Origin of the sequence: Streptomyces sp. NPDC001796 (genome assembly GCF_042892355.1) — a bacterium.
Taxonomy (GTDB): Bacteria; Actinomycetota; Actinomycetes; order Streptomycetales; family Streptomycetaceae; genus Streptomyces.
Genome location: NZ_JBIAUC010000008.1, coordinates 311,597 through 336,411 on the forward strand (window position 1 = coordinate 311,597; position 24,815 = coordinate 336,411).

24 protein-coding genes and 4 pseudogenes are annotated in these 24,815 nt (G+C 68.8%); 17 read left to right on the top strand and 11 right to left on the bottom strand.

The window, feature by feature from the left end; translation table 11 throughout:
• Positions 1–35: 35 nt before the first annotated feature.
• Positions 36–2,216, top strand: a complete 2,181-nt coding sequence (locus tag ACFYZE_RS19385; RefSeq protein WP_388995149.1) for an RICIN domain-containing protein — start codon at positions 36–38, stop codon at positions 2,214–2,216.
• A gap of 96 nt (positions 2,217–2,312) precedes the next feature.
• On the opposite strand, the pseudogene ACFYZE_RS19390 reads toward ACFYZE_RS19385, so the two are convergent.
• Positions 2,313–2,453, bottom strand: a pseudogene (locus ACFYZE_RS19390) (IS110 family transposase); the annotation flags it as partial.
• A 94-nt stretch (positions 2,454–2,547) separates the two neighbouring features.
• Here ACFYZE_RS19390 and ACFYZE_RS19395 point away from each other — a divergent pair.
• Positions 2,548–2,745 (top strand): LysR substrate-binding domain-containing protein, encoded by a 198-nt coding sequence (locus tag ACFYZE_RS19395; RefSeq protein WP_388995317.1) that lies wholly within the window; start codon positions 2,548–2,550, stop codon positions 2,743–2,745.
• Between the two features lie 18 nt (positions 2,746–2,763).
• Here ACFYZE_RS19395 and ACFYZE_RS19400 read toward each other — a convergent pair.
• Positions 2,764–2,953, bottom strand: a pseudogene (locus ACFYZE_RS19400) (IS3 family transposase); the annotation flags it as partial.
• Positions 2,954–3,398: 445 nt separating this feature from the next.
• On the opposite strand from ACFYZE_RS19400, the gene ACFYZE_RS19405 reads away from it, so the two are divergent.
• The gene (locus ACFYZE_RS19405; RefSeq protein ID WP_388995152.1) at positions 3,399–4,259 is read left to right on the top strand and encodes an SDR family oxidoreductase; all 861 of its coding nucleotides are present in this window, start codon (positions 3,399–3,401) and stop codon (positions 4,257–4,259) included.
• Complete coding sequence (locus ACFYZE_RS19410) at positions 4,256–4,564, top strand: hypothetical protein (RefSeq protein WP_388995155.1); 309 nt, start codon at positions 4,256–4,258, stop codon at positions 4,562–4,564. The genes ACFYZE_RS19405 and ACFYZE_RS19410 overlap by 4 nt, the downstream gene beginning before the upstream one ends.
• Positions 4,565–4,644: 80 nt before the next feature.
• Here ACFYZE_RS19410 and ACFYZE_RS19415 read toward each other — a convergent pair whose 3' ends face one another.
• Positions 4,645–5,721: an NAD(P)-dependent alcohol dehydrogenase gene (locus tag ACFYZE_RS19415; RefSeq protein WP_388995157.1), complete on the bottom strand. Its 1,077-nt coding sequence runs from the start codon at positions 5,719–5,721 to the stop codon at positions 4,645–4,647.
• Positions 5,722–5,982: 261 nt separating this feature from the next.
• Here ACFYZE_RS19415 and ACFYZE_RS19420 point away from each other — a divergent pair, with 261 nt between their 5' ends.
• The 6 genes and pseudogenes from ACFYZE_RS19420 (at position 5,983) to ACFYZE_RS19445 (ending at position 10,866) form a co-directional block, all read left to right on the top strand.
• Positions 5,983–7,365: an NADP-dependent succinic semialdehyde dehydrogenase gene (locus tag ACFYZE_RS19420; protein ID WP_388995160.1), complete on the top strand. Its 1,383-nt coding sequence runs from the start codon at positions 5,983–5,985 to the stop codon at positions 7,363–7,365.
• Between the two features lie 156 nt (positions 7,366–7,521).
• Positions 7,522–7,890, top strand: coding sequence for an NAD(P)-binding domain-containing protein (locus ACFYZE_RS19425; protein ID WP_388995163.1), 369 nt, complete (start codon positions 7,522–7,524; stop codon positions 7,888–7,890).
• A complete protein-coding gene (locus tag ACFYZE_RS19430; protein WP_388995166.1) occupies positions 7,887–8,096 on the top strand; it encodes a hypothetical protein in 210 nt (69 codons plus the stop codon). The genes ACFYZE_RS19425 and ACFYZE_RS19430 overlap by 4 nt, the downstream gene beginning before the upstream one ends.
• A gap of 34 nt (positions 8,097–8,130) precedes the next feature.
• Positions 8,131–8,931 (top strand): maleylpyruvate isomerase family mycothiol-dependent enzyme, encoded by an 801-nt coding sequence (locus ACFYZE_RS19435; RefSeq protein WP_388995169.1) that lies wholly within the window; start codon positions 8,131–8,133, stop codon positions 8,929–8,931.
• Between the two features lie 89 nt (positions 8,932–9,020).
• Positions 9,021–9,806: pseudogene (locus ACFYZE_RS19440) on the top strand (SAM-dependent methyltransferase); the annotation flags it as partial.
• Positions 9,807–10,041: 235 nt separating this feature from the next.
• Positions 10,042–10,866 carry an alpha/beta fold hydrolase gene (locus tag ACFYZE_RS19445; RefSeq protein ID WP_388995173.1) on the top strand — a complete coding sequence of 275 codons (825 nt, stop codon included), beginning with the start codon at positions 10,042–10,044 and terminating at the stop codon, positions 10,864–10,866.
• Positions 10,867–10,911: 45 nt separating this feature from the next.
• On the opposite strand, the gene ACFYZE_RS19450 is transcribed toward ACFYZE_RS19445, so the two are convergent.
• Complete coding sequence (locus ACFYZE_RS19450; RefSeq protein ID WP_388995176.1) at positions 10,912–11,226, bottom strand: YbhB/YbcL family Raf kinase inhibitor-like protein; 315 nt, start codon at positions 11,224–11,226, stop codon at positions 10,912–10,914.
• Positions 11,227–11,436: 210 nt separating this feature from the next.
• On the opposite strand from ACFYZE_RS19450, the gene ACFYZE_RS19455 reads away from it, so the two are divergent.
• Positions 11,437–12,135, top strand: coding sequence for a type 1 glutamine amidotransferase domain-containing protein (locus tag ACFYZE_RS19455; RefSeq protein ID WP_388995179.1), 699 nt, complete (start codon positions 11,437–11,439; stop codon positions 12,133–12,135).
• A 500-nt stretch (positions 12,136–12,635) separates the two neighbouring features.
• On the opposite strand, the gene ACFYZE_RS19460 is transcribed toward ACFYZE_RS19455, so the two are convergent.
• Both ACFYZE_RS19460 and ACFYZE_RS19465 read right to left on the bottom strand, forming a co-directional pair.
• On the bottom strand, positions 12,636–13,814 hold the full coding sequence (locus ACFYZE_RS19460) for an acyl-CoA dehydrogenase family protein (RefSeq protein ID WP_388995182.1): 1,179 nt from the start codon (positions 13,812–13,814) through the stop codon (positions 12,636–12,638).
• A gap of 128 nt (positions 13,815–13,942) precedes the next feature.
• Entirely contained in the window at positions 13,943–14,329 is a 387-nt protein-coding gene (locus ACFYZE_RS19465; protein ID WP_388995185.1) for a ferredoxin, read from the bottom strand.
• A gap of 122 nt (positions 14,330–14,451) precedes the next feature.
• On the opposite strand from ACFYZE_RS19465, the gene ACFYZE_RS19470 reads away from it, so the two are divergent.
• Both ACFYZE_RS19470 and ACFYZE_RS19475 read left to right on the top strand, forming a co-directional pair.
• Positions 14,452–14,856 carry a ChaB family protein gene (locus ACFYZE_RS19470; protein ID WP_388995188.1) on the top strand — a complete coding sequence of 135 codons (405 nt, stop codon included), beginning with the start codon at positions 14,452–14,454 and terminating at the stop codon, positions 14,854–14,856.
• 45 nt (positions 14,857–14,901) lie between these two features.
• The gene (locus ACFYZE_RS19475; RefSeq protein WP_388995191.1) at positions 14,902–15,252 is read left to right on the top strand and encodes a hypothetical protein; all 351 of its coding nucleotides are present in this window, start codon (positions 14,902–14,904) and stop codon (positions 15,250–15,252) included.
• Between the two features lie 27 nt (positions 15,253–15,279).
• Here ACFYZE_RS19475 and ACFYZE_RS19480 read toward each other — a convergent pair whose 3' ends face one another.
• A complete protein-coding gene (locus ACFYZE_RS19480; RefSeq protein ID WP_388995194.1) occupies positions 15,280–16,635 on the bottom strand; it encodes an NAD(P)/FAD-dependent oxidoreductase in 1,356 nt (451 codons plus the stop codon).
• Between the two features lie 147 nt (positions 16,636–16,782).
• Positions 16,783–17,301, bottom strand: a pseudogene (locus tag ACFYZE_RS19485) (alginate lyase family protein); the annotation flags it as partial.
• Between the two features lie 40 nt (positions 17,302–17,341).
• Here ACFYZE_RS19485 and ACFYZE_RS19490 point away from each other — a divergent pair.
• Positions 17,342–17,686 carry a hypothetical protein gene (locus ACFYZE_RS19490; RefSeq protein WP_388995197.1) on the top strand — a complete coding sequence of 115 codons (345 nt, stop codon included), beginning with the start codon at positions 17,342–17,344 and terminating at the stop codon, positions 17,684–17,686.
• Between the two features lie 114 nt (positions 17,687–17,800).
• Here ACFYZE_RS19490 and ACFYZE_RS19495 read toward each other — a convergent pair whose 3' ends face one another.
• Positions 17,801–19,441, bottom strand: a complete 1,641-nt coding sequence (locus ACFYZE_RS19495; protein ID WP_388995200.1) for an APC family permease — start codon at positions 19,439–19,441, stop codon at positions 17,801–17,803.
• Between the two features lie 355 nt (positions 19,442–19,796).
• On the opposite strand from ACFYZE_RS19495, the gene dhaK reads away from it, so the two are divergent.
• From dhaK to ACFYZE_RS19510, 3 genes are read left to right on the top strand one after another with little or no spacing between them, the layout of a single operon-like run.
• Positions 19,797–20,828: a dihydroxyacetone kinase subunit DhaK gene (gene dhaK, locus ACFYZE_RS19500; RefSeq protein ID WP_388995203.1), complete on the top strand. Its 1,032-nt coding sequence runs from the start codon at positions 19,797–19,799 to the stop codon at positions 20,826–20,828.
• Between the two features lie 31 nt (positions 20,829–20,859).
• Positions 20,860–21,459 carry a dihydroxyacetone kinase subunit DhaL gene (gene dhaL, locus ACFYZE_RS19505; protein ID WP_388995206.1) on the top strand — a complete coding sequence of 200 codons (600 nt, stop codon included), beginning with the start codon at positions 20,860–20,862 and terminating at the stop codon, positions 21,457–21,459.
• Complete coding sequence (locus tag ACFYZE_RS19510; protein ID WP_388995209.1) at positions 21,452–21,868, top strand: PTS-dependent dihydroxyacetone kinase phosphotransferase subunit DhaM; 417 nt, start codon at positions 21,452–21,454, stop codon at positions 21,866–21,868. The genes dhaL and ACFYZE_RS19510 overlap by 8 nt, the downstream gene beginning before the upstream one ends.
• 244 nt (positions 21,869–22,112) lie before the next feature.
• Here ACFYZE_RS19510 and ACFYZE_RS19515 read toward each other — a convergent pair whose 3' ends face one another.
• Both ACFYZE_RS19515 and ACFYZE_RS19520 read right to left on the bottom strand, forming a co-directional pair.
• Positions 22,113–22,658 (bottom strand): PadR family transcriptional regulator, encoded by a 546-nt coding sequence (locus ACFYZE_RS19515; protein ID WP_388995212.1) that lies wholly within the window; start codon positions 22,656–22,658, stop codon positions 22,113–22,115.
• 28 nt (positions 22,659–22,686) lie between these two features.
• A complete protein-coding gene (locus ACFYZE_RS19520) occupies positions 22,687–24,702 on the bottom strand; it encodes an FAD-dependent oxidoreductase (protein ID WP_388995215.1) in 2,016 nt (671 codons plus the stop codon).
• Positions 24,703–24,815 lie beyond the last annotated feature (113 nt).

Sequence of the window (24,815 nt, forward strand, 5' to 3'; positions counted from 1 at the left end):
CTCGGCCGATCCCCCGTTTCCGGCTAGGAGAATGCATGCTCCCCATACCACGCCGCGGCAGATCCACAGCGGCCGCACTGGTCGCCGTCGCGGCCGCGTCACTGCTCACCGGCGCCCCCGCACGGGCCGCGACCACCGTGCTGCCCACTGGCTTCGCCACCGTCATGAACGCCGCGAGCGGCAGGTGCCTCGATGCCAAGGCGGCCGCCACCGCCAACGGCACCGTCGTGCAGCAGTACACGTGCAACGGCACCACGGCGCAGCAGTGGAGCTTCACCGCCACCAGCGACGGATATGTGCGCATCAACAACGGCAACGACACCAATCAGGTCGTGGACGTCGCCGACCTCTCCACCGCCGACAACGCGCAGGTCCATCTCTGGAGTTACGGCGGCGGCAGCAATCAGCAGTGGCTGCCGGTGGACGAGGGCGGAGGCGCCTACCACTTCGTCAACCGCAACAGCGGCAAGTGCCTGGACGACCCCGGGGCGCAGACCGCGGACAGCGTGCAGTTCGTGCAGTACACCTGCAACGGCACCGCCGCCCAGCGCTTCCAGGTCGTCCCGGTGACCCAGTCGGCCGCCAACCCCGACCTGGGCCCGAACGTCGCCGTCTTCGACCCGTCGATGTCCTCCTCGACGATCCAGAGCAAGCTCGACTCGATCTTCCAGCAGCAGCAGACCAACCAGTTCGGCTCCCAGCGCTACGCCGTGCTGTTCAAGCCGGGCGCCTACAACGCCGACGTCAACGTCGGCTTCTACACCCAGGCGCTGGGGCTCGGCCTGTCGCCCGACGCGGTGACGATCAACGGTGCGGTGCACGCCGAGGCCGACTGGTTCCAGGGCAACGCCACCCAGAACTTCTGGCGCGGCGCGGAGAACCTGTCCGTCAACCCGACCAGTGGCAGCGACCGTTGGGCCGTGTCGCAGGCCGCGCCGTACCGGCGGATGCATCTGCGCGGCAACCTCGCCCTGGACGACGGCGGCTGGTCCTCCGGCGGCTACCTCGCGGACAGCAAGGTCGACGGGCAGGTCAACTCCGGCTCCCAGCAGCAGTGGCTGACCCGCAACTCCCAGCTCGGCAGCTGGACCGGGTCCAACTGGAACATGGTCTTCGTCGGCAGCACAGGAGTCCCCGCCACCAGCTTCCCCAGCCCTCCGTACACCACGGTCGCGCAGACCCCGACCAGCCGGGAGAAGCCGTTCCTCTACGTTGACAGCGACGGCACGTACAAGGTGTTCGTGCCGTCCCCGCGAGCCAACTCGGCGGGGATCAGCTGGGCGAACGGGGCCTCCGGTACTTCCATGTCGCTGGACACCTTCTACGTGGTGAAGCCGGGTGCCACCGCCGCGCAGATCAACGCCGCCCTGGCCGCCGGCAAGAACCTGCTGGTCACTCCCGGCGTCTACCACCTCGACCAGACTCTCCAGGTCAACCGCGCCGACACCGTCGTCCTGGGCCTGGGTCTGGCCACCTTCGTCCCCGACAACGGCATCACCGCGATGAAGGTCGCCGACGTCGACGGCGTGAAGATCGCCGGCCTGCTCTTCGACGCCGGCACCACCAACTCGCCCTCCCTGCTGGAGGTCGGGCCGGCCGGCTCCGCCGCCTCCCACGCGGCCGACCCGACGTCCCTGCACGACGTCTACTTCCGCATCGGCGGCGCCGGCGTCGGCAAGGCGACCACGAGCCTGATCGTCAACAGCGACAACGTCATCGGCGATCACACTTGGATCTGGCGCGCCGACCACGGCAGCGGCGTCGGCTGGACCAGCAACACCGCCGACACCGGACTGATCGTCAACGGCGACAACGTCACCATGTACGGCCTGTTCGTGGAGCACTTCCAGAAGTACCAGGTGATCTGGAACGGCAACGGCGGCCGCACCTACTTCTTCCAGAACGAGATGCCGTACGACCCCCCGAACCAGTCCGCCTGGATGAACGGCTCCACCCAGGGCTACGCCGCCTACAAGGTCGCCGACTCCGTCACCAGCCACCAGGCATACGGCCTCGGCAGCTACTGCTACTTCAACGTCAACCCCAGCGTCGTCGCCGCGCACGCCATCGAGGCGCCCAACAACTCCAATGTCCGCTTCACCAGCATGGTGACCGTATCGCTCGGCGGCACCGGCACCATCAGCCATGTCGTCAACAACACCGGTGGCCCGTCCAACTCGAGCACCAACGTGGCCGACCTGACCAGCTATCCGTAACCCGTCCGGGCATCGGGAGCGGTCAACGCCCCGGTCCCGTCCGGCGTCGCCGGACGGGACCGGGATTCTTCACATTGCCAGCGGGATCATCTCTGCGGCGTCTTGCTGAGCGCGGGCGAGCACGGCGATGGTGCGGGCGAGTTCGCTGTCGGCGGGCAGACGGCGGTGCATGTGCATGCCGGTGCGCAGGATGTTCGCCAAAACCAGGGCGTCGCCGGGATCGGACTGCGGCCTTGAAGGTGCTGTTCAGGGCCTCGGCCATCGCGTTGTCATACGAGTCGGTGACCGAGCCGACGGAGGCCGGGACGCCCTCACCGCTGCTCTGGCCGCGGTGCTCGGTCCTGGCACCCCACAAGTCGTCCCGGCGCTGGCGCTGCCCACCACGACGGCGGTGCGCGCGGCCGCACTGGCCGGCACCGCACCAGCCGTCCTCAGCGAACCGGCCGTCGAGGACGATCTGGCCACCGGCCGGCTCGTAACGGTGCAGAGCCCGGAACTCGACCTGCGCAGGACTCTGCGCGTCATCTAGGACGGCGCCTCCACCCCGGGGTCGCTGACTGGTGTCGACCTCAGCCCTGCGGAGCCAGCTCCGCACCGTCTCCGCCGTGCCGATGCCCAGCTTCGCGGCGACCGCCTCCATCGCGGGCCCACTCGGTTGGGTACTTCGGACGGATCTCCGCGACCATGCGCACCGCACGCTCACGAAGCTCAGGAGGGTAGGGGGACGGACGTGCCATTGCTCGATACGCTCAGGGCGCGGTCTCAGACCCGGAGCGGTTCATTGTTCTGGCTCCGGCTACATATGCGCATGAGTCGGCCCGGCTGGTTCACCATAGCTGGGTGGACCAGTACCGCGAGGGACTAAGCCATCTCGGAGGCCTGGGCAAGTTTTTGAGACCAGTGACGCTTAGATGCAGAATTTTGGCACTTCAATAAATTCTGGACAGATTGAGTTTCTTTGAGTTGCTAGTAGTTGTTTGCGGGCGCAGACTGATATCTGGGCCGGAGGCGGGCTCGCCGCGCACCTTCGCATCGAGGTCGCCGCTGTGTACGGCGGACAGCTTCGATGGTCCATCGCAGTCACCCCGCACAGACTGAGCTGTTGCTCCGAGCCGCCGTGCATCGGCCTCTGTGAGTCCTTCGATGACTGTGGGACCAGGAACTTGAAAGGAAACCCTTGACATGGCGAGAGCAGCACTGAAGAAGGTCCTTGTCACAGGAGCCGGCACTGGCTTCGGGTTCGAAGCCGCCATGCGCCTCGCCGAGAAGGGCTTCGACGTGATCGCCGGGGTGGAGATCTACGCCCAGGTGCAGACGCTGAAATGGCAGGCGGCTGAGCGCGGGGTCAGGCTTCGAGTCGAGAAGCTCGACGTGACCAACGACGGAGACCGTCGTAAGGCCCTCGACTGGGGTGTGGAGATTCTGGTGAACAATGCCGGTGTCGGTGAGGGGGGCTCCACGGTCGACATTCCCGAGTCGAACATTCGGCACCAATTCGAGGTCAACGTCACGGGGCCGCTCCTCCTCACTCAGGGAATCGCCAAGCAGATGATCAACCGCGGGGCCGGCCGCATCGTCTGGATGTCCTCGCGGGAAGGCTTGAACGTCAACCCGTTCACCGGCATCTACTCTGCCTCGAAGCACGCGGTTGAGGCGATCGCCGAGACCATGGCCTACGAGCTGCAGGAATACAACATCGAAGTCGCCACAGTCAACCCGGGGCCTTTCCTGACAGGCTTCAACGACCGAATGTTCCAGACCTGGGAAAGCTGGGAGGACGACCCGTCGCAGAGGCTCTTCGACTATTCCAAGCTCGCCTTCCCCCGCCCGCAATTCGACCCTGAAGCGGTCTTCGCCACGCTGACGGCTGTCGCCGCCGGAGAAGTCGACAGCTACCGCAACCTGGAGCCCAAGTCGATGCTTGAGGAGACCAAGCGCCTCCAGGCGGTTCCGTGGGAGCGCAAGGTCACGGACGGCCTCGGGACCCGCCACCCGGCCATCCAGCACTCCTACGAGATGCAGCCCGAGACTCCCGTCGGGTGATCGCCTCCCGGGTAACTGCGAGTGGCAAGGCCGCCCGGGGCGCAACGCGGTCGGGCCGCCCGATTCTGGGCATCGGGGACTGGGGCGTCAACGGGACCGACATCTCCATCGGGAAACTCGCCGTCTACTCTGCCGCCGCCGGCATCTCTCTCTACCTCGCAGCCAAGGTCTCTGAAATCGCCGCTCGACGGCATTTTTCTGACGCCAGTCACTTCATCAGGAACTTCAAATCAACCTATGGAGCCACTCCAGCCGCGTATCTGCGGGCCTACGGGAATCCTGACGGCGCCCCTGTCAGAGTGTGAAATCGGGAACGTTTTCCTGTCGGCCCCGGCACGCGTGGTGGCGGGCAGCCCGGCGTTTGACGGGTCTGACCGCCGAGGTGTCATCCGAAGACGATGACCTGGCGTCCGATGACATCGCCACGACCCAGGGCGTCCAGATTGTCGTTGATGTCCTCCAGCCCGACCTTGGTCACGTTGTGTTTGATGAGGCCGGCCTCGGCCAGCGAGAGCACCTCGACGAGGTCCAGGTGGTTGCCCCAGAAGGAACCGATGTAGGACAACTCGGTGCCCACGAAGGGGAACTGCCGGTGCTCGACGCGCTGACTCATGAGGCCGACGGCCGCCAGCGCACCCTCGGGGCCCAGTAGGTCGAAGCCCATGGAGATGGACGGCGCGCTGCCGACGCAGTCGAGGATGGCGTGGATCGTCCTGCGGCCGGTCAGGCGCTCCAGTTCGTCCTGGATTGCCTCCGTGGACTTGTTCCTGACGTTGATCCCGTGGTCCGCACCGTTCTCCTTCGCCACGTCCAGCTTGCTGTCCGTCCGCGCGAGCGCCACCACGGTCGCGCCGCCGCCGAGCAGTTTCGCGTACTGGACCGCGTAGCTGCCCAGCCCGCCGATGCCCGTGACCGCGACGGTACGGCCGGGACCGAGCTTGCCCGCGTCCCGGAGTTTGCGCATCCCCCGGTACGGGGTCATGCCCGCGTCGGTCATGGGGGCGAGGAGCTCGGGTGCTTTCGCCGCCTCCTCCGAGACCGGGATCGCGTGGCGGCACTCCACAGCCATGTACTCGGCGAAGCCGCCCGGAGGACCGAAGCCCACCCACCGGCCGTTGCCGCTGCACAGCTGTTCGTTGCCTTCGCGGCACTGCCGGCATGTGCCGTCCCCCCAGCTGGGGTTGACCACGACCATGTCGCCCTCCGAGTAGCCCACCGCCGTGGGCACCTCGCTGCCCAGTCCCGCCACCCGGCCCGTGACCTCGTGACCGGGGATGTAGGGCAGATCCACCGGGAACGGACCCTCGAAGTAGCCGGTGAGAAGCTGGTAGTCGCTTCGGCACATGCCGGTCGCGGCGACCTTGAGGAGTATCTCGTCCGGCCCGGGCTCGGGCACCGGGACCTCTTCGATCCGAAGGGGTTCCTTGTATCCGTACATCCGGGCTGCCTGCATGTTCGCCATGAGAACCTCGATTTCGTGGGCAGGCGGAAAGCGGCCCGGGCCGGAGGGCGCGAGCACGCAGTCCCGGTGTCGGTCACCGCGGCCGCCGCTTCGGACCCCACCATGGTCGCGCGCCTGCGCTTGCGGTGCATCCCGTGTTGTGCTGGGTGAGTCGGCGCCGAGGGGGTGGTGTCTGGTTGGACGATGAGCACTGCCTCCGGAGGCAATAAAGGGGCAAATGGGTGAATTGCCGACCCTGTGGGGTGGCCATACCGTGGATCCATGGCTATCGCAACGACGAGTCCTCTGACAGGAGAGGTCCTCAGGAGTTTCGACGAGCTGACCCCCGAGGAACTCGAAGACAAGCTCGCCAGGGCGGCGGCAGCGGCCGCCTCGTACCGGCTGACGGGCGTCGAGCAGCGGGCGGAGTGGCTGCAGCATGCCGCCGACCGTCTGGAGAAGGAGATCGAGAGCGTCAGCGGGATGATCACCACTGAGATGGGCAAGACCTTCCGGGCGGCGGAGCAGGAAGTGGCCAAGTGCATTCACGGGCTGCGTTTCTACGCCACCGAGGGCCCTGCGTTCCTGCGGGACCTGGAGGGTGACAGCGGGCGCGTGGGCGCGAAGCAGACGTTCGTCACGTACCAGCCGATCGGTGTCGTACTCGCGGTGATGCCGTGGAATCTGCCGTTGTGGCAGGCCATGCGGTTCGCCGCGCCTGCGCTGATGGCGGGGAACGTGGGTCTGCTCAAGCACGCCTCGAACGTGCCGCAGTGCGCCCTGTACCTGGAGGAGCTCTTCCGTGACGCGGGCTTCCCGGACGACGTGTTCCAGACCCTGCTGATCTCCGCGAGAAGGGTGGAGCAGGTGCTGCGCGACCCGCGGGTGGCGGCCGCGACGCTCACGGGCAGCGAACCGGCCGGGCGGTCGGTGGCCGCCATCGCCGGCGAGGAGATCAAGAAGGTGGTCCTCGAACTCGGCGGCTCCGACCCGTTCATCGTCATGCCCTCCACGAACCTGGAGCTGGCCACCGATGTCGCGGTCAAGGCACGGACCCTGAACAACGGACAGTCCTGCATCAACGGCAAGCGCTTCTTCGTGCACGAGGACATAGGTGACGCGTTCATCGAGATGTTCGTGGCGAAGATGGGCGCGCTGGTGATGGGCGACCCCATGGACGAGGGCACCGATGTCGGCCCGCTGGCCACCGAGTCCGGTCGGCGGGACGTGGAGTCCTACGTCGACGACGCCGTCGCCAAGGGCGCGACGGTGCTGCTGGGCGGCGAACGCCCGGACGGGCCCGGCTCGTTCTACCCGCCCACCGTACTGACCGGCATCACCCCGGAGATGCGGATGTACCACGAGGAGGTCTTCGGCCCCGTGGCACAGGTGTGGACCGTCTCCTCCCTGGAGGAGGCCCTGCGGGAGGCCAACGGGCACCCCTACGGCCTCGGGTCGAATCTGTGGAGCGAGGACGAGGCCGAACGCGAACTCTTCGTCCGCGACATCCAGTCGGGCATGGCGTTCATCAACGGCAACACGACCAGCTACCCCGAGATCCCCTTCGGCGGCGTCAAACGGAGCGGCTACGGACGTGAGTTGTCCGACCTCGGCATGCGGGAGTTCATGAACGCCAAGACCGTCTGGATCGGCCAGGACGCCTGAACCGGACAGGGATCGGGCGGCCTGTCGAGAACCGGTGGCCTGCACGCCGCCCGCCGTTTGTCGCCGCGCGCTGTCCGCCGAGCGTATGGAGGTCCGCCGATGAGTGGTACGAGCCGGACGGCGTCGTCTGATCAGGAAAGGGATCAGGGAGGGCCCGTGGTCGCGGTGCTCGGCACCGGCACCATGGGGGATGCCATGGCACGCAACATCGCGGCGGCGGGACTGGGCGTGCGCGCGTGGAACCGCAACCGCGCCGCCGCCGAACCACTGGCCGCCGTCGGAGCCGCCGTGTGCGACACGCCGGCCGAGGCTTGCCGCGGCGCCGACGTCGTACTGACCGCGCTCGCGAACGAGATGGTCGTCGCCGACGTGATGGACCAGGCTCGCGAGGGCCTGGGCGGCTACACGGTGTGGGTGCAGACGTGCACGGTGTCCCCGGACGGGTCTCGCCGTCTCGCGGAACAGGCGACCTGGACGGCAGCGGCCTCAACAGCCAGTACGTCCAGAGCAAGGGCCCGAAGATGATCGACGACGACCTCGACACGCCCTCCTTCCCCCTCGAAGCGGCGGCCAAGGACGCCGGCCTGATCACCGACACCGCCCGTGCCGCCGGCCTGCACCTGGGCATCGCGGAAGTCGTACGCGAACGCCTCCGCCTCGCGGCCGACGACGGACTCGGCCGCGCGGACGTCGCCGCGACCTACCGCATGTCCCGCCAGGCGGCATCCTGACCTGGCCGTCGCCTCGAGAGAGGCTGGAGAAACGATGACCCATGCCGGTCTGGCCGCCGCACGTTCGAGCACGGCACAACTCGCCGAAATCATCCCTCAGTTGGACGACGGACAGTGGGAGCTGCCGTCTGCGTGCGCCGGCTGGCGCGTCATCGACGTGGTGGCCCACCTCGCGGCCCTCGCCTCCGAGGCGGTGGACCCTCCACCGCCCGACCCCTCGCTGCCGAAGAACCGCGAGCGCTACCACGACCTGCGCGTGGACGAACGCCGTGGCTGGAGCCATGCCGAAGTCCTCGACGAGTGGCGGCGCAGCACCCCCCGGCAGTTGGACCTGCTGGCAGCGGCCCAGGAACCACCCGGCGCGGACGAGCCCGTCGAGGTGGCCGGACTCGGGACGTATCCGCGCCATCTCCTGGCGAACACCATGGCGTTCAACGTCTTCTGCCACCTGCGCAACGACCTGCTCGCCCCGGACGGCCCGCTCCCGTTCACCCTGCCGGAAGCGACCGACGACCAGGTCGCCCCCGCCATCGAGTTCATGCTCGCCGGCCTCCCCCAGATGCAGGGGCCCGAACTCACCGCCACCGTCACCCGGCCCCTCGTCCTCGACCTCACCGGGCCGGGCGCCACCACCGTCACGATCCTCCCCGCGACCGCACCGGACGGACAGCTGACCGTGACACCCGGCGCGGACGCCGCCGCCCCCCGGATCCACAGCACCGCCCTCGACTTCATCGCCTGGGCCACCACCCGCAAACCCTGGCGCGACCACTGCCGCATCACGGGCGACGCGTCCGCCGCGATCCCGTTCCTCGACCACCTCAACATCGTTTAGCGGATCTCCCGTGATGTCGGTCCCGGCATGTTGGTCTCGGCGCGCCATTCGCAAGGCGCTGGTCCGGGCCCGACCGGGACAGCGGTGACCTCACCGAGGCGTGGTACATGCTGGCGACCTACCTGGGCGTCCGCACCCGCTTCTACGACGAACGCGTTCTCGCCGCCACTGCGGCAGGGATACGCCAAGTGGTCATCGTCGCGGCTGGATTCGACTCGCGAGCCGTCCGCCTGGGCCTGCCGGCCGACACCACGGTCTACGAGGTGGACACCGAACCCGTACTGCAGTTCAAGGAAGCGGTCATGGACGCCGCCCGACTGGCGCCCCGCGGCGGACGGCAGCCGGTCGCCGCCGACCTGCGGGCCCCTGGGTGCAAGTGGCTTCGATCCCCTCCAACCCACCATGTGGCTCATCGAGGGCTCTTCGTGTACCTGTCGCCCGAGGACTCCGACCGTCTGATCGAAACCGTGACGCGCCTGAGTACCCACGGCAGCCGCCTGGCACTCGAATACTTCGACAGCACTCCCCGCCAGGACGATGTGGCTACGGTCGACGAGACGGAGTCCGCGGTCATCGGGCGCATCGTGAACTTCTTCCAGGACGGGCCGGCCCTGCCCCCCGCCCCACGGCTGGAGGCGCCCCCATGGCTGGAGGCGCACGGCTGGGAGCCGGACGTCACAACAGTCGCCGACGAGATGAGGCTTCCTGGCGGCAGATGCACAGCGAGGGTTGATCAAACGGCGCCGAGCGCAAACGGATTGGCACTCTCCGACAATATGTTGCACCTTTCGCTGGCCAATATGTCTCCGTATTCGAAAATGGTCGACGCCTGGCTCCGAAGCGTTCACCGTAAATCAGGTCGCCCACGAAATTGAAACCACCGGGATAAAGCGGCCTCGACGCCGGCGGCATCCCGGAAATTCGGCGAATAATCCTTGTCCGCCGCAGTCCGCGGGAGTGATGCCTCGAGATTCTGAGTTCACTCGAATGGCCCCTGCGCCGGGACAAACCGCCAGGTGCCATCGAATATGGAATCCCGGGCGTCGTCCGACGTCCCCGCACCGAAGGACCGGCATGCGAATATCCCGCGAGTCCCTCCGTACCGTACACATGGCCCAATGGACTGCGGCTCTTCTGGCCGTATCGGGTATCACCTCCGCACTGACAGTCGAAACGGCGCACGCCGGGGCTCCGAGCGGTGATCCCGGCCGGGCGAAGCCCACCATCGTGCTCGTCCACGGCGCCTTCGCCGACGCGTCCAGCTGGAACGGGGTCGTGCAGCGGCTCCAGCAGAACGGCTACACGGTGGACGCGCCGGCCAACCCGCTCCGCGGCATTCCCCAGGACTCGGCCTACCTCGCAAGTTTCCTGAAGTCCGTCAAGGGACCGATCGTCCTGGTCGGCCACTCCTACGGCGGAGAGGTGATTTCCCAGGCCGCCGCCGGAAACGACAACGTCAAGGCGCTCGTCTACATCAACGCGATCATGCCGGACGCGGGAGAGTCTTTCTCCAGCCTGTCCGCGAAGTTCCCGGCCGCCCCGCTCACCAAGGCCCTGAAGCAGGTGCCCTTCAGCAACGGTGACGGCACCACCGGCACGGACGTCTACGTGCAGCCGGACAAACTGCACCAGGTCTTCGCCGCCGACCTGCCCACCAGCCAGAGCAACCTCATGGGAGCCACCCAGCGTCCGATCGCGCTGTCGGCGTTCGCGGACAAGCTCACTGGCGCGGCCTGGCGGAACAAGCCCGTGTACGTCCTCGTCGGCAGGCAGGACCAGGCGATCAACCCGGCCCTGGAGCTGTTCGAGGCGAAGCGCGCGAACGCCCGTAAGACAGTGGAGATCAACTCCTCGCACGTGTCCCTCGTTTCCCACCCGCAGGCGGTCAAGAACCTGATTGTCGACGCCGCCGAGGACTATATGCGGAAGAAGTGAAATGAGGTGGTCGCACGGAGGGTCCGTCGGCTTGCTGACGGACCCTCATGCGCCTTCAAGCTGGGCCCGCTCAAAGGTGCCGTACAACGTCGCTCTCGCAAGTCCGTTATTGGCCACAGCCCAGTGCCAGAAGCCCGAAGCGGTAGGCACATCGGGGTCGAACATCGCCACCGTGAAACTCCGGGTCTCCTCGGGAAAGCCGGACCAGCTCAGCTGCGGTGAGATGTCCGATCCGCCTGCTCCCAGGATGCCGCTCACCTGCTCGCGGGCCAGTTGCTCGTCGTTGGCCACGGAATCGGAGGTCAACGGGAAGGTCCTGATCGGCGGCATGAAATCGTAGGGGCCATAGGGTTTGATCATGGCAATCCTCCGACATATTCTGCTGTCGGGGCCCGCGCACCTCTTATTTTTCGGCGCAATAATTACATTACCGTTTCTTGACGCTCACATACGATACGCGTGCACCGATCAGTCGCAAGTTGCGGATTTCGAGATGTCCGCTCATCCTTGTTATCCAGGTCTCAAACTGCTGCGCCCTCCCCGGGTGAACGTCTTTTAGAGGAGCATCCCATGGCCAAGATCCTGTGCGTGATGACCGGCGCAAGCTATTGGACCTTGAAGGACGGGCATCGGCACCCCACCGGCTACTGGGCCGAGGAGTTCGTGGCGCCTTACACCGTGTTCACCGATGCCGGACACGAGGTCACCGTGGCAACTCCAGGGGGCGTCATTCCCGTTGTGGACACGATGAGCCTGAGGCCCGGTATGGCGGGTGGCGAGGAAAACTCCCTCCGGGAAGAGGCCGTCATCGAGAAGGCCGAGGAGCTGCGGCACCCCATCTCCCTCAAGGACGTGCGTCTCGAGGACTACGACGCGGTCTACTACCCCGGAGGCCACGGCCCGATGGAAGACCTTTCGGTCGACCCGGATTCTGGGGCGCTCCTGCGGGAGGCACTTGCCTCCGGCAAACCCCTCGGCGTCGTGTGTCATGCCCCGGCTGCTTTCCTTGCGACCCGTGACGCGAACGGCGACACGCCCTTCGCGAACTACCGGGTAACGGGTTTCTGCAACGAGGAGGAGGCCGGTGTCGGTTTTGCCGACAAGGCAAAGTGGCTGCTGGAGGACGAGCTGAAAAAGCTGCCCACCGACTATTCGCGGGGGCCTGCCTGGGAGTCCTACACGGTCGCGGACCGCAACCTCATCACGGGCCAGAACCCGGCGTCCTCGGGACCTCTCGCCGAGGAACTCGTCAAGGCTCTGTCCTCCTGAAAGCATCTGCTGACTCTCCGACACAGGAGCCGGTCCCGCCGGGTTGAGGCCCGGCGGGACTGAACACTCGCCGTCGGCGAGGCCGTGGCCCACTTCCTTCTCGCATCCGCCGGCCTGCACGAGAACGACGACGATCTCGGATCAGTCATCCACCGCCCTCGAACTCGCGAACGACATCTCCAAGGTCCCAGCCAGAACGCCCGCTGCCGCTGGTGTACGTCCACGGGGAACCTCGGACGCGGCGCCAAGGGAGAACTCGTGGCCCGGCAGGCGGCAACCACTCGAGCGTGAATTGGGGCCACCCTTGCCGTGCCACCTGCCTGTAACGGTTCCCGCTCATGGTCCGCACACCGCTGCAAATGAAACGCGCAGGCTGACAAGCACGTCAGCGTCTGTGCTCACACGGCGATTTGGTTCCGATGACCGCTGGACCAAGTGGCTGCCCCCCGGGTGCCAACTATCCCTCTTTTGTGCCAACTAATAATCCTCGTCACCGGTCCTCACCTGCGCACGCGGGGCATGCCGAGGCCGATCCAGGAGATGATCTCTCGCTGGATCTCGTTGTTCCCGCCGCCGAAGGTGAAGATCACCGCCGCGCGGTAGCCGCGCTCCAACTCGCCGTGGAGCGCGGCGCCCGCCGAGCCCTCCTTCAGCGGTCCCGCGGCCGCCGCGACCTCCATCAGCCACGCGTAGGCGTCACGGCGGGCCTCGGAGCCGTAGACCTTGACCGCGGAGGCGTCCTGCGGGGTCAGCGTGCCCTCCTCCACGGCGCTCACCATCTGCCAGTTCAGCAGCTTCATCGCGTCCAGCTTCGTGTGCGTCAGGGCCAGGCGGCGGCGCACCCAGGGCAGGTCGATCACCCGGCGGCCGTCGGTGAGCCTGGTCTCCATGGCCCAGCGCTGCACGTCGTGCAGGGCGCGGATGGCCATGGTGCCGTGGGCGGCGAGGGTGACGCGCTCGTGGTTGAGCTGGTTGGTGATCAGCCGCCAGCCGTCGTTCTCCTCGCCCACGCGACGGGAGACGGGGACACGGACGTCCTCGTAGTAGCTGGCGGTGGTGTCGTGACCGGCGAGCGTCCGGATGAGGGTGCAGGAGTAGCCGGGGTCACTGGTCGGCACGAGCAGCATGGTGATGCCCTTGTGGGGCGGGGCCTCGGGGTCGGTGCGTACGGCGAGCCACACCCAGTCGGCGGTGTCGCCGTTGGTGGTCCAGATCTTCTGCCCGTTCACGACGTATGTGTCGCCCGCGCGGACCGCGCGGGTCTTCAGCGAGGCGAGGTCGGTCCCGGCTCCGGGCTCGCTGTAGCCGATCGCGAAGTCGATCTCTCCGGAGAGGATCCTCGGCAGGAAGTAGTCCTTCTGCTCGTCTGTGCCGAACCGCATGAGTGTCGGACCGACCGTGTTGAGCGCCATCAGCGGCAGGGGGACTCCCGCCTGGGCGGCCTCGTCGAAGAAGATGAACTGCTCCATGGCGGTCATCCCGCGCCCGCCGTACTCCTTCGGCCAGCCCACGCCCAGCCAGCCGTCACTGCCGAGACGGCGGATGGTGGCGCGGTAGAACCGCTTCTGCGCCACCGGGTCGCTGTGCCGGGCGTGGGCGCCCTCGGGCACCAGCCGCGCGAAGTACCCGCGGAGCTCGTTGCGCAGTCGCTGCTGCTCGGGTGTGTAGTCGAGTTGCACGGGCCCTCCAGGCTCCCCATGGCCGGTCCTGACGGCGCACACCGTAGAACCTGTTCCAGAAATTGGGAATGCCGAGGGAGGGGGGATGCCCGGCGGGCGGCCGGCCCGTCAAGCCGGTCCCCGGTCCGTCAGCCCAGGGTCTCCAGGAACTCGGAACAGGCCAGGGCAGCCGCGCGACAGGCCCGCGCCGCCTCCTCGCCACCCGGGTCCGCGTCGAAGACGTGCGCGGTGTCCAGGCAGACCGCCCGGCACCAGGTCACCTGGCCGCGGATGTCGTCCTCGTCCTGACTGCCGTGCACGGACAGCACGCGGCAGGTCGCGTCGCAGACCTCCGCGCACATGATGCCCTTGCGCCGCAGACGTTCCTGGTTCTGAGTGCCGCCCGGTTCGGCGAGGCTCGCGCGCAAGGCGCACGCCCGCGCGCACTCCGTGCACGCCTGTGCGCACGCGAAGCGATCCTCCAGAAACCGAATGGGATCCTGCTGCGAAGTCGTGTGCGAAGTCGTGGCTGTCACACCGCGCGGGTAGCCGGTGGCGACCCCGTCAAACCGGCGTTCGCGGCGGTTGCGCCCGTTTTCCCGGCGGGCCCCAGGGCACTCGTGGGGCACAGAGAGCGACAAGACGAGGAGGTGGATCCGTGCCCGGACGACAGGAACTGCCGTCGACGCTGGAGCGCTCCTCCCGGGACGCACAGCGCACCTGGATCAAGGCGCACGACTCGGCGGTCGAGAGTTACGGCGAGGGCGAGCGGGCGCACCGGGTGGCGTACGGCGCGCTCAAGCACACCTTCGAGAAGGTCGGCGACCACTGGGAGCGCAAGGAAGGCGGCCGCAAGGGCCCCTCGGACCCCCGGTCGGCGCGGCCCCGGCAGCAGGGCGGGCGCAGCGGCGAGGGCGTCGACGAGAACGCCTCGAAGGAGCACCTCTACCACGTCGCGCAGCGCCTGGGCATCGACGGGCGGTCCCGGATGTCGAAGGCGGAACTGCTGGGCGCGATACGCAAGGAGAACCGCTCGCGTACCCGGGCCGCACGGTCGCAGTGAGCCGCGTCCCACGTCAGGCCGTCGCACGGAGGGAAGTGAAGATCCATGGCTGAGCCCGGCTGCGGCACCCTGCCGCTGCCCGACTACGACGAGCTGCCGCTCGGCAGCCTGGAGAGCCGTATCCGCGCTCTGAACGCGGACGAGGTGGAGCAGCTGCTCGCGTACGAGCGTGAGCACGCGGGCCGTGTCCCTGTGACCGAGCTGCTCACGGCCCGGCTGGAGCAGTTGCGCGCGGGCGCCGAGCCGACGTCCGGTGACACCGCGGGCCTGCGTCCCGAGGCCGGCCGGAGCAGTGGGGGCTCACCCGTGTCTCCGGCGACCTCGCCGGAGCCCATGAGCCCGCCGCCGCACGGGACACCCGATCAGCGGGGCAAGCCGAAGGGCGACCGCACCTGAGCCATGTCGGTGGGCGGCTGTCCCGCGTCAGTCGACCGCCTTCGGTGCCGTGTGCGAGGCGATCAGGTCGGGCGTGAGATAGGCGTCGGTCCGCTCGAAGTCCTTGAGCGTGGCCGGGCGCCCGGCCTGGAAGCCGGTGCGGACGAAGTCGTAGCCCGCCATCGCGTTCAGCGTCCAGTTCGTCAGCGTGCGCAGGCGGGCCGGAACCGTGCGCAGCGCGCCCAGGTGGTAGCCGCGCGCCACGACCTGCGCGGGCAGACCGGTCAGTTCCACGCCGAGCGGTTTGGACACGGCCTGGACGCCGCCGAGGTCGACTACGAGCCCGAGGTCCCGGTGCCGGTAGGGGGTCGGCGGCGCGCCGCGCAGCGCCGCGGCGACGTTCTTCGCGGCCCTCCAGCCCTGGCGCATGGCGTGCTGGGCGGTCGGCGGGCAGATGGCGTCGGGGCCCTTGGCGAGGTCGGGCACCGCGGCCGCGTCACCGAGGGCGAACACACCGTCCAGGCCCGGCACGGCCAGATCGTCGCGGACGACCAGCCTGCCGCGGTCGGTCTCGGCGTCCAGCGTGGCGATCAGCGGGCTGGGTGCCACCCCGGCGGTCCAGATCAGGGTGTGGCAGCGCAGCTTGCGGCCGTCGGTGAGGGTGACGGTGTCCGCTGTTGCCTCGGCGACCGAGACGCCGAGTGAGACGTGCAGGCCGCGCCGCTCGAGGATGCCGAGCGCCTTCGCGCCGAGCCGGTCGCCGAGTTCCGGCATGAGCCTGGGCGCGATGTCGACGAGGTGCCACTTCACCAGGGACGGGTCCAGGCCCGGATAGCGCTTCACGGCGGCGGTGGTGAGGTGGTGCAGGTAGGCGGCGGTCTCGGTGCCGGCGTAGCCGCCGCCGACGACCACGAACTGCAGCCGGGTCTCGCGCTCGACCGGGTCGGAACTGGCCGCGGCGAGGTCGAGCTGGGCGATGACGTGGTCGCGTACCCAGGCCGCCTCCGCCAGCGTCTTCATGCCCACCGCGTGCCGGTCCACCCCGGGGATGTTGAACTGCCGGGTCACGCTGCCGGGCGTCAGCACCAGGTAGTCGTAGTGCTCGACGGTCGTCTCACCGTTGATCTTGTGCACGACCACGGCCTTGGCGGAGGGATCGACGCCGACCGCCTGGCCGGGCACGAGCAGCGTACGGTGCAGCAGCCGGCGCAGCGGGACCGCGACCGACTGCGGAGTGAGGATTCCCGAGGCGACGTGCGGCAGCAGGGGCAGATAGAGCTGGTGGCTGTAGGGCGCGACCAGCCTGAGGCTCGCCTCGGCGGGCCCCAGAATCCGCTCGAGTCGCCGCGCGGTCTCCATGCCGGCGAACCCACCGCCGACGATCACGATCCGGGGCACGGCCATGACAGATCCCTCCAGCGGGAGACTTCGACCCCTGCCACGCTAGGGAACAGGGCCCGCATCCGCACCCCCAGCCGCACTGCTTTCGGCTTTCCGCGCGGGCCCGTCGGCCGAGCTGATGCCGGCGGGCCCGCGCGGCCCTGCGGAGTGCTACTTGGCGTACGTCAGCGTGCCGAAGCCGAACTGGTCGTAGCCGCCACTGGTGGAGCCGTAGTCACCGCCGCCGCCCTCGGGGGCGACGAGGTTGTAGTACATCGCCGAGATGTACTTGTCGTCGAGGTACAGGCGCCGGTTGTAGCGGAAGTGGAGCGTCGCCCACACCGGGCGGATCTGGCCGCGGGAGGCGGAGGAGATCACCGTCTGCGAGTTCTGGGCGCAGGTCGTGCCGCTGCCCCAGGTGTAGGTGGTGAACGGCACGTCCTGGCCGATGTTGTACTTGGCGACGTACTGGGCCGCCTTGAAGAACGTCCTGCTGTCGTAGCTGTACAGGTCCGTGCCCTGGTTCCAAGCCATCTCGCAGATGGCGCCCATCCGGCCCATGCCCATCACGGTGTGGCCCTGGTCGCGTCCCGACTCCTGCCACTGGCCGAGGGCGTAGCCGTCGGAGGCGGTGTACAGGTACGGGACTGCGTGCTTGATGGAGCCGTTGCCCGCGCCGTTCATGAAGTAACCGCAGCGGGGCCAGCAGTGGCGGGGCGCCGGCCGTACCGTGCTCAGCCTGGTGGAGCGGGACGAGCAGGACCTCCGGCAGGTCGCCCTGGTCGACGTGGACGTGCGCGACCCGGTCACGCTGGGCGTCACCGTCGACGGCGCCGAGGCCCGGTCCTGGTGTCTGCGGGCGGGCACGCGTATACCGGTCGGGCCGCCGCTCGACTTCGGCCGGCTGTCCGACGACCACGGCTCCCGGCTGCGGTTCACGGGCGCCTTCGCGGGCATCCACGCCCGCGACCTGGTCGACGCCGCGTTCACGGCCGACTTCACCGGCTTCCGTCTCACCTGCACGCCCCGGGTGACGGTGCTGGGGGGAGCGGAGCTGACGCGTCATCACGGGTGAGGTCGCCGCCTCGCGCACGGCGGCTCGGCGCCCCGGGGAACAAGAAGAGGCGGGTGCCGTACTGGAAAGACGATCCAGTACGGCACCCGCCTCGCTGCACGGAGATCCGAGGGGTCAGTGCGTGGGCACGTCCACGACCACGACCTCGTCGATGCTGCGCTGGATCTCCTCCGGGCGCGGGGCGACGGCGCGGGCCCAGAAGTAGATGACCAGGGAGAAGACGGCGATGACCAGGATGTCCCACCACAGCGGGAGGTTGCCCTGGCCGCCGAAGGTGCCCTGCCAGGAGATCAGGCCGATGCCCAGCAGGTAGACCGGCAGCCACTGGGCGGCCTTGAAGTCCATCCGGGGCGCGTCGGGCAGATCCTTGCTGTTGGCGTAGAGGGCGTAGCCGCCGAGCAGCACGTAGCCGAGGACGATCGCCACGCCGAGCCGCCAGAGGATGTCCCAGCCGGACCAGAAGATGATCAGGTTGGCCACCACGAAGGACAGCGGAGCGATCACCTTGCCGCCGGGAAGGCGGTAGGGGCGCTCGCGGTCCGGCAGCTTGTCGGTGAAGACGCCGTAGGCGAGCGGGGCGCCCGCGTACATCAGGACACTCGCCGAGGTGATGAAACCGACCAGCTTCTGCCAGCTCGGGAAGGGCAGGAAGCAGATGACGCCGGTGACGAAGGAGAGGATCAGGCCGAACCACGGCACGCCGCGGGCGTCGACCTTCTCGAACAGCTTCGGCGCGTAGCCGTTCTTGGACAGACCGAAGGAGACGCGGGAGGTGGCGGTGGTGTAGATGAGGCCGGTGCCGCCGGGTGAGATCACTGCGTCGATGTACAGCACGACGGCCAGCCAGCCGAGGCCGACCAGCGTGGCAAGGCCGGCCCACGGGCCCTCGATGCCCTTGAAGGCGAGCTTGGCCCAGCCGTGAGCGAAGCTGCTGTGCGGCAGCGCGGCGATGAACACGACCTGGAGCAGGACGTAGATGATCGCGCCGATCGCGACGGAGCCGAGGGTCGCGCGGGGCAGGTCCTTCTTGGGGTCGCGGCTCTCACCGGCGAGCTGGATCGCCTGCTCGAAGCCCAGCAGGGCGAAGATGATGCCGCTGGTGCTGATGGCGCCCAGCACACCCTTGGCGCCCATGGGGGCGAAGCCCTCCGAGGTGAAGTTGCCCGGGTGGAAGTTGCCCACCGCGACGATGAAGATGGCGGCCAGCGGCACGGCGATCTTCCACCAGGTGGCGGCGCTGTTGGTGTGCGCGAGGACCTTGACGCCGAGGAAGTTGACGGCGACGAAGACGGCCATCAGGAAGATGGCGACGACGAGACCGCTGGCCGTCAGAGTGCCGTCGGAGGAGTGCTGGAAGCTCTGCGCGAAGTGCCAGTGCCCGAGGTAGCCGATCATGGCCTCGACCTCGATGGGGGCCACGGTCGCCGCCTGCAGCCAGGAGAACCAGCCGAAGGACATGCCGGCCAGGCCACCGAAGGCGTAGTGCGGATAGCGTGCCGTGCCGCCCGCCACCGGGAACATGCCGCCGAGCTCGGCGTGCACGAGGGCGAGGAGGACGATGGCGACTGCGCCGATCACCCACGAGATGGTCGCCGCAGGGCCGGCTGTCATGACGGCGTTCTTGGCGCCGTAGAGCCAGCCGGAGCCGATGATGGACCCCACCGAGGCCCACATCAGTCCGATCAGACCGACGTCACGCCGCAGACCGGTCCGGTCGCGGGTGGCGTCGGGGGCTGCATGGTCAAGGTTCACCATGTCAAGGGGCCTCTCACTATCTGAGCAGGGAATTAACGCGCAATTGGCGGCTCAGGGTAGGAACGGAGACCCGTTCGACAGAAGGTCGTCACCTGAAATTTGACTCTTCTAGGGGGATTTCTTTTACTCGCACTTTGCGCAGGTCAGCCAAGGTTCCGGAATGTCCGTATTCAGTCCGGGAATGCGAGAAGAAGGTAAGACAGATCACACTTCTCGAGGTATTCGACCTGCGGAAGTGGTCATGTCCATGCCGAGCGGCCCGCACAGGCCGGACGCGCTGAAGAACGTCCGCACACGTGACCGCCGCCTCCCGAACATCGATACTGCCGACAGCGAGTGGACGCAGGAGGCTCCCATGAAGATGTTGATCAATGTCCCGGAGACGGTGGTCACCGACGCGCTGCGGGGCATGGCGGCCGCGCACCCCGAGCTGACCGTCGATGTGGAGAACCGGGTGATCGTACGACGCGACGCCCCGGTCGCCGGAAAGGTCGCGCTCGTCTCCGGCGGCGGTTCGGGCCACGAACCGCTGCACGGCGGCTTCGTGGGCCCCGGCATGCTGTCGGCGGCCTGCCCCGGCGAGGTGTTCACCTCTCCGGTGCCCGACCAGATGCTGCGTGCGGCGGCCGCCGTGGACAGCGGCGCCGGGGTCCTGTTCATCGTGAAGAACTACACCGGCGACGTGCTGAACTTCGACATGGCGGCCGAACTCGCCGAGGACGAGGGCATCCAGGTCGCGAAGGTCCTGGTGAACGATGACGTCGCCGTCACCGACAGCCTCTATACGGCGGGCCGGCGCGGCACTGGTGCCACCTTGTTCGTGGAGAAGATCGCGGGGGCGGCGGCCGACGAGGGGCAGCCTCTGGAGCGGGTGCAGTCCATCGCACGGCAGGTCAACGAGAACTCCCGCAGCTTCGGTGTCGCCCTCAGCGCCTGCACCACACCGGCCAAGGGCACCCCCACCTTCGACCTGCCGCCCGGCGAGCTGGAGCTGGGCATCGGCATCCACGGCGAGCCCGGCCGTGAGCGGCGCCCGATGATGACCGCACGGGAGATCGCCGAGTTCTCGGTGAACGCCGTCCTGGACGACCTTCGGCCGCGCAACCCGGTGCTGGTCCTGGTCAACGGCATGGGCGCCACCCCGCTGCTGGAGCTGTACGGCTACAACGCGGAGGTGCAGCGGGTGCTGTCCGAGCGTGGCGTCGCGGTGGCACGCACGCTGGTCGGCAACTATGTCACCTCCCTCGACATGGCCGGCGCCTCGGTCACCTTGTGCCAGATCGACGAGGAACTGCTGCGACTGTGGGACGCGCCGGTGAGCACGCCGGCGTTGCGCTGGGCCTGTGAGCGACCTGTCCGCCGGGCCGCTCGCGGGGCAGACGAGTGAGGTCAACGTTCGTATCAGGCAAGGAGATGCAGTGCTCGACGCCGACTTCTTCCGCCGTTGGATGACGGCGGCCGCCGCGTCCGTCGACCGCGAGGCCGAGCGGCTGACCGCGCTCGACTCGCCGATCGGCGACGCCGACCACGGCAGCAACCTGCAGCGCGGCTTCCGCGCGGTCACGGCCACGCTGGAGAAGGAGGCGCCGGACACGCCCGGTGCGGTTCTCCAGCTCGCGGGCCGTCAGCTGATCTCGACGGTCGGCGGTGCCTCCGGCCCGCTGTACGGGACGCTGCTGCGCCGAACCGGCAAGGCCCTCGGGGACGCCACCGAGGTGTCCGAGCAACAGCTGACGGACGCCGTGCGGGCGGGCGTGGACGCGGTGATGACGCTCGGCGGGGCCGCGCCCGGCGACAAGACCATGGTCGACGCCCTGGTGCCCGCGGTGGACGCGCTCGCCACCTCCTTCCGGGCGGCGGCGGCCGCCGCCGAGGAGGGCGCCGTGGCGACGACCCCCTTGCTGGCCCGCAAGGGCCGGGCGAGCTATCTGGGTGAACGCAGCATCGGGCATCAGGATCCCGGCGCCACCTCCTCCGCCCTGCTGATCGCCGCGCTCGTGGAGGCCTCAGGTGAGTGAGAGCACGGAGAAACTGGTCGGGATCGTCCTCGTCTCGCACAGCCCGGCGGTCGCCGAGTCGGTGGCGGCGCTGGCGAAGGCGCTGTCAGGCGGCGGGGCCACCGCGCCCATCGCCGCTGCGGGCGGCACGGCGGACGGCGGGTTCGGAACGAGCTCCGAGCTGGTGTCCGCCGCGGCGGCCTCCGTCGACCGGGGTGCGGGGGTCGCCGTGCTCATGGACCTGGGCAGCGCGGTCCTCACCGTGAAGGCGCTGCTCGCGGAGGGCGACGAGCTGCCGCCGAACACCCGGGCCGTCGACGCCCCCTTCGTCGAGGGTGCGGTCGCCGCGATGGTCACGGCGTCGACGGGCGCGGACCTGGCGGCGGTGGAGGCGGCGGCCAGGGAGGCGTATTCCTACCGGAAGGAGTGACGGGGCACCCGAAACGTCGGGATGGTGCGGCCGAGGGCCGGGGTGGAACGGGGCCCCGGCCCTCGGCCGCGTTCGCCGGCGCGGGACAGCGACGACAGCGGACCGCGCCGTCGGCACGAACTGCCCTCGAAGGCAAGCGAGTTCACGCCGCGTAGGGCACCAGCATACGTAGCCCGGGCGCGCCCCTGCCAACGCCGCCCCGCCCGCGGGACCCGGTTGGGCTGTCCGGGTGCGGGCGGATCCGCTATTCGGGTGCGGGCAGCTCCTTGAACTCCTCCAGCGCATGGGTGAGCCACTGGATCCAGAAGGTCTCCAGGTCGATGCCCGCCCGCAGCACGAGGTGCTGGAGGCGGTCCCGCACCGAGTCACGGCCGGGCCCGAAGTCACGCTCCTCGATCTTCCGGTACTCGGCCAACTGGCGCCGGTGCAGGTCGAGATGGCGGCGCAGGTCCGCCTCCATCCCCTCGGTGCCGACGACGGCGGCGGCGCGCAGCCGCAGCAGCAGCACGTCCCGGTGGGGCTTGGGGTCCTGAGAGGCGGCCGTCCAGCGGGCGAGCTCGGCGCGGCCGGCCGGCAGGACCTCGTACGACTTCTTCTGCCCGCGGGCCGGCTGTTCGGCGGGCAGGGCGCGGATCAGGCCGTCGCTCTCGAGGCGTCCCAGCTCCCGGTAGATCTGCTGGTGGGTGGCCGACCAGAAGTAGCCGATCGACCGGTCGAACCGACGGGTCAGCTCGAGCCCCGACGACGGCTTCTCCAGCAGGGCGGTCAGGATCGCGTGCGGGAGGGACATGGCCTCATCCTAGGGACGGCTCCGGCTCCTACAGCGCCGCGGCCAGCTCCGTGCCCTGCTTGATCGCGCGCTTGGCATCCAGCTCGGCCGCCACGTCGGCACCGCCGATGAGGTGCGGGGTGCGACCCGCGGCGAGAAGCTCCTCGTACAGGTCCCGGCGCGGCTCCTGCCCGGTGCACAGGACGATCGTGTCGACCTCCAGGACGCGGCTCTCCCCGTCCACGGTGATGTGCAGCCCGGCGTCGTCGATCCGGTCGTAGCCGACGCCCGGCACCATGGTCACGCCCCGGTGCTTCAGCTCGGTGCGGTGGATCCAGCCGGTGGTCTTTCCGAGCCCGGCGCCGACCTTGGAGGTCTTGCGCTGGAGGAGGTGGACGGTGCGCGGCGGGGCGGGCCGCTCGGGGACGGCGAGGCCACCGGGGGCACGGTAGTCCATGTCGACGCCCCAGTGGCGGAAGTACGTCGCCGGGTCCTCGCTCGCCTTGTCGCCGCCGTCGGTGAGGTACTCGGCGACGTCGAACCCGATGCCGCCCGCGCCGAGGATCGCCACGCGGTCACCGACGGGCGCGCCGTCCCGCAGCACGTCGAGGTAGCCGAGGACGCGGGGGTGATCGACGCCGGGGATGTCGGGGGTACGGGGGGTGACACCGGTCGCCACGACGATCTCGTCGTATCCGGACAGGTCACCGGCGGCGACAGGGGTGTTCAGCCGGACGTCCACGCCGCGCAGGTCGAGCTGGGTGCGGAAGTAGCGCAGGGTCTCGTCGAACTCCTGCTTGCCCGGCACCTTGCGGGCCACGTTGAGCTGGCCGCCGATCTCACCCGCCGCCTCGTACAGCGTGACGTCGTGACCGCGTTCGGCGGCGGAGACGGCACAGGCGAGTCCGGCGGGACCGGCGCCGACGACGGCGACGCGCTTGCGCAGCCGGGTCGGGGAGAGGACGAGTTCGGTCTCGTGGCAGGCGCGCGGGTTGACCAGGCAGGAGGTGATCTGCCCGCTGAAGGTGTGGTCGAGACAGGCCTGGTTGCAGCCGATGCAGGTGTTGATGGTCTCGGGCCGCCCGGCCACCGCCTTGGCGACGAAGTCGGGGTCGGCGAGCATCGGACGGGCCAGGGACACCATGTCGGCGTACCCCTCGGCGATCAACTGCTCGGCGAGTTCGGGGGTGTTGATGCGGTTGGTCGTCACCAGCGGCACCGAGACGGCGCCCATGACCTTCTTGGTCACCCAGGCGTACGCGCCGCGCGGCACGGAGGTGGCGATGGTGGGGATACGGGCCTCGTGCCAGCCGATGCCGGTGTTGATGATCGTGGCTCCGGCGGTCTCCACCGCCTTGGCGAGGGTGACGACCTCCTCCAGGGACGAGCCGCCGGGGACGAGGTCCAGCATGGAGAGCCGGTAGACGACGATGAAGTCCTCACCGACCGCCTCTCGCACGCGGCGCACGATCTCGACCGGGAAGCGCATCCGGTTCTCGTAGGAGCCGCCCCAGCGGTCGGTGCGCCGGTTGGTGCCCGCGGCGATGAACTCGTTGATGAGGTAGCCCTCGGAGCCCATGATCTCGACGCCGTCGTACCCGGCCTGCCGGGCCAGGCGGGCGGCGCGCGCGTAGTCGTCGATGGTCTGCTCGACCTCGGTGTCGGTGAGCGCGTGCGGGACGAACGGGCTGATCGGCGCCTGGAGGGCACTGGGCGCGACGAGGTCCTGGTGGTAGGCGTAGCGGCCGAAGTGGAGGATCTGCATGGCGATCCGCCCGCCCTCGCGGTGCACGGCGTCGGTGATGACGCGGTGCTGATCGGCCTCCGCCTCGGTGGTGAGCTTGGCGCCGCTCTCGTACGGGCGTCCGGCCTCGTTGGGGGCGATACCGCCGGTGACGATGAGCCCCACTCCCCCGCGCGCCCGCTCCGCGTAGAACGCGCCCATGCGCTCGAAGCCGTGCTCGGCCTCCTCCAGGCCCACGTGCATCGAGCCCATGAGCACGCGGTTGGGCAGCGTGGTGAAGCCCAGGTCGAGCGGGGTCAGCAAGTGCGGGTAGCGGCTCATGGCGGCCCTCCGTGCGGCGTGTCGTGCGTCTGTTGTAGACGACGGCGACAGGTTTGTGCAACTAGTTGCACAAACCCGCGAGGGCAGTTCGGGCGGCAGCCCTAGGCAGTCCT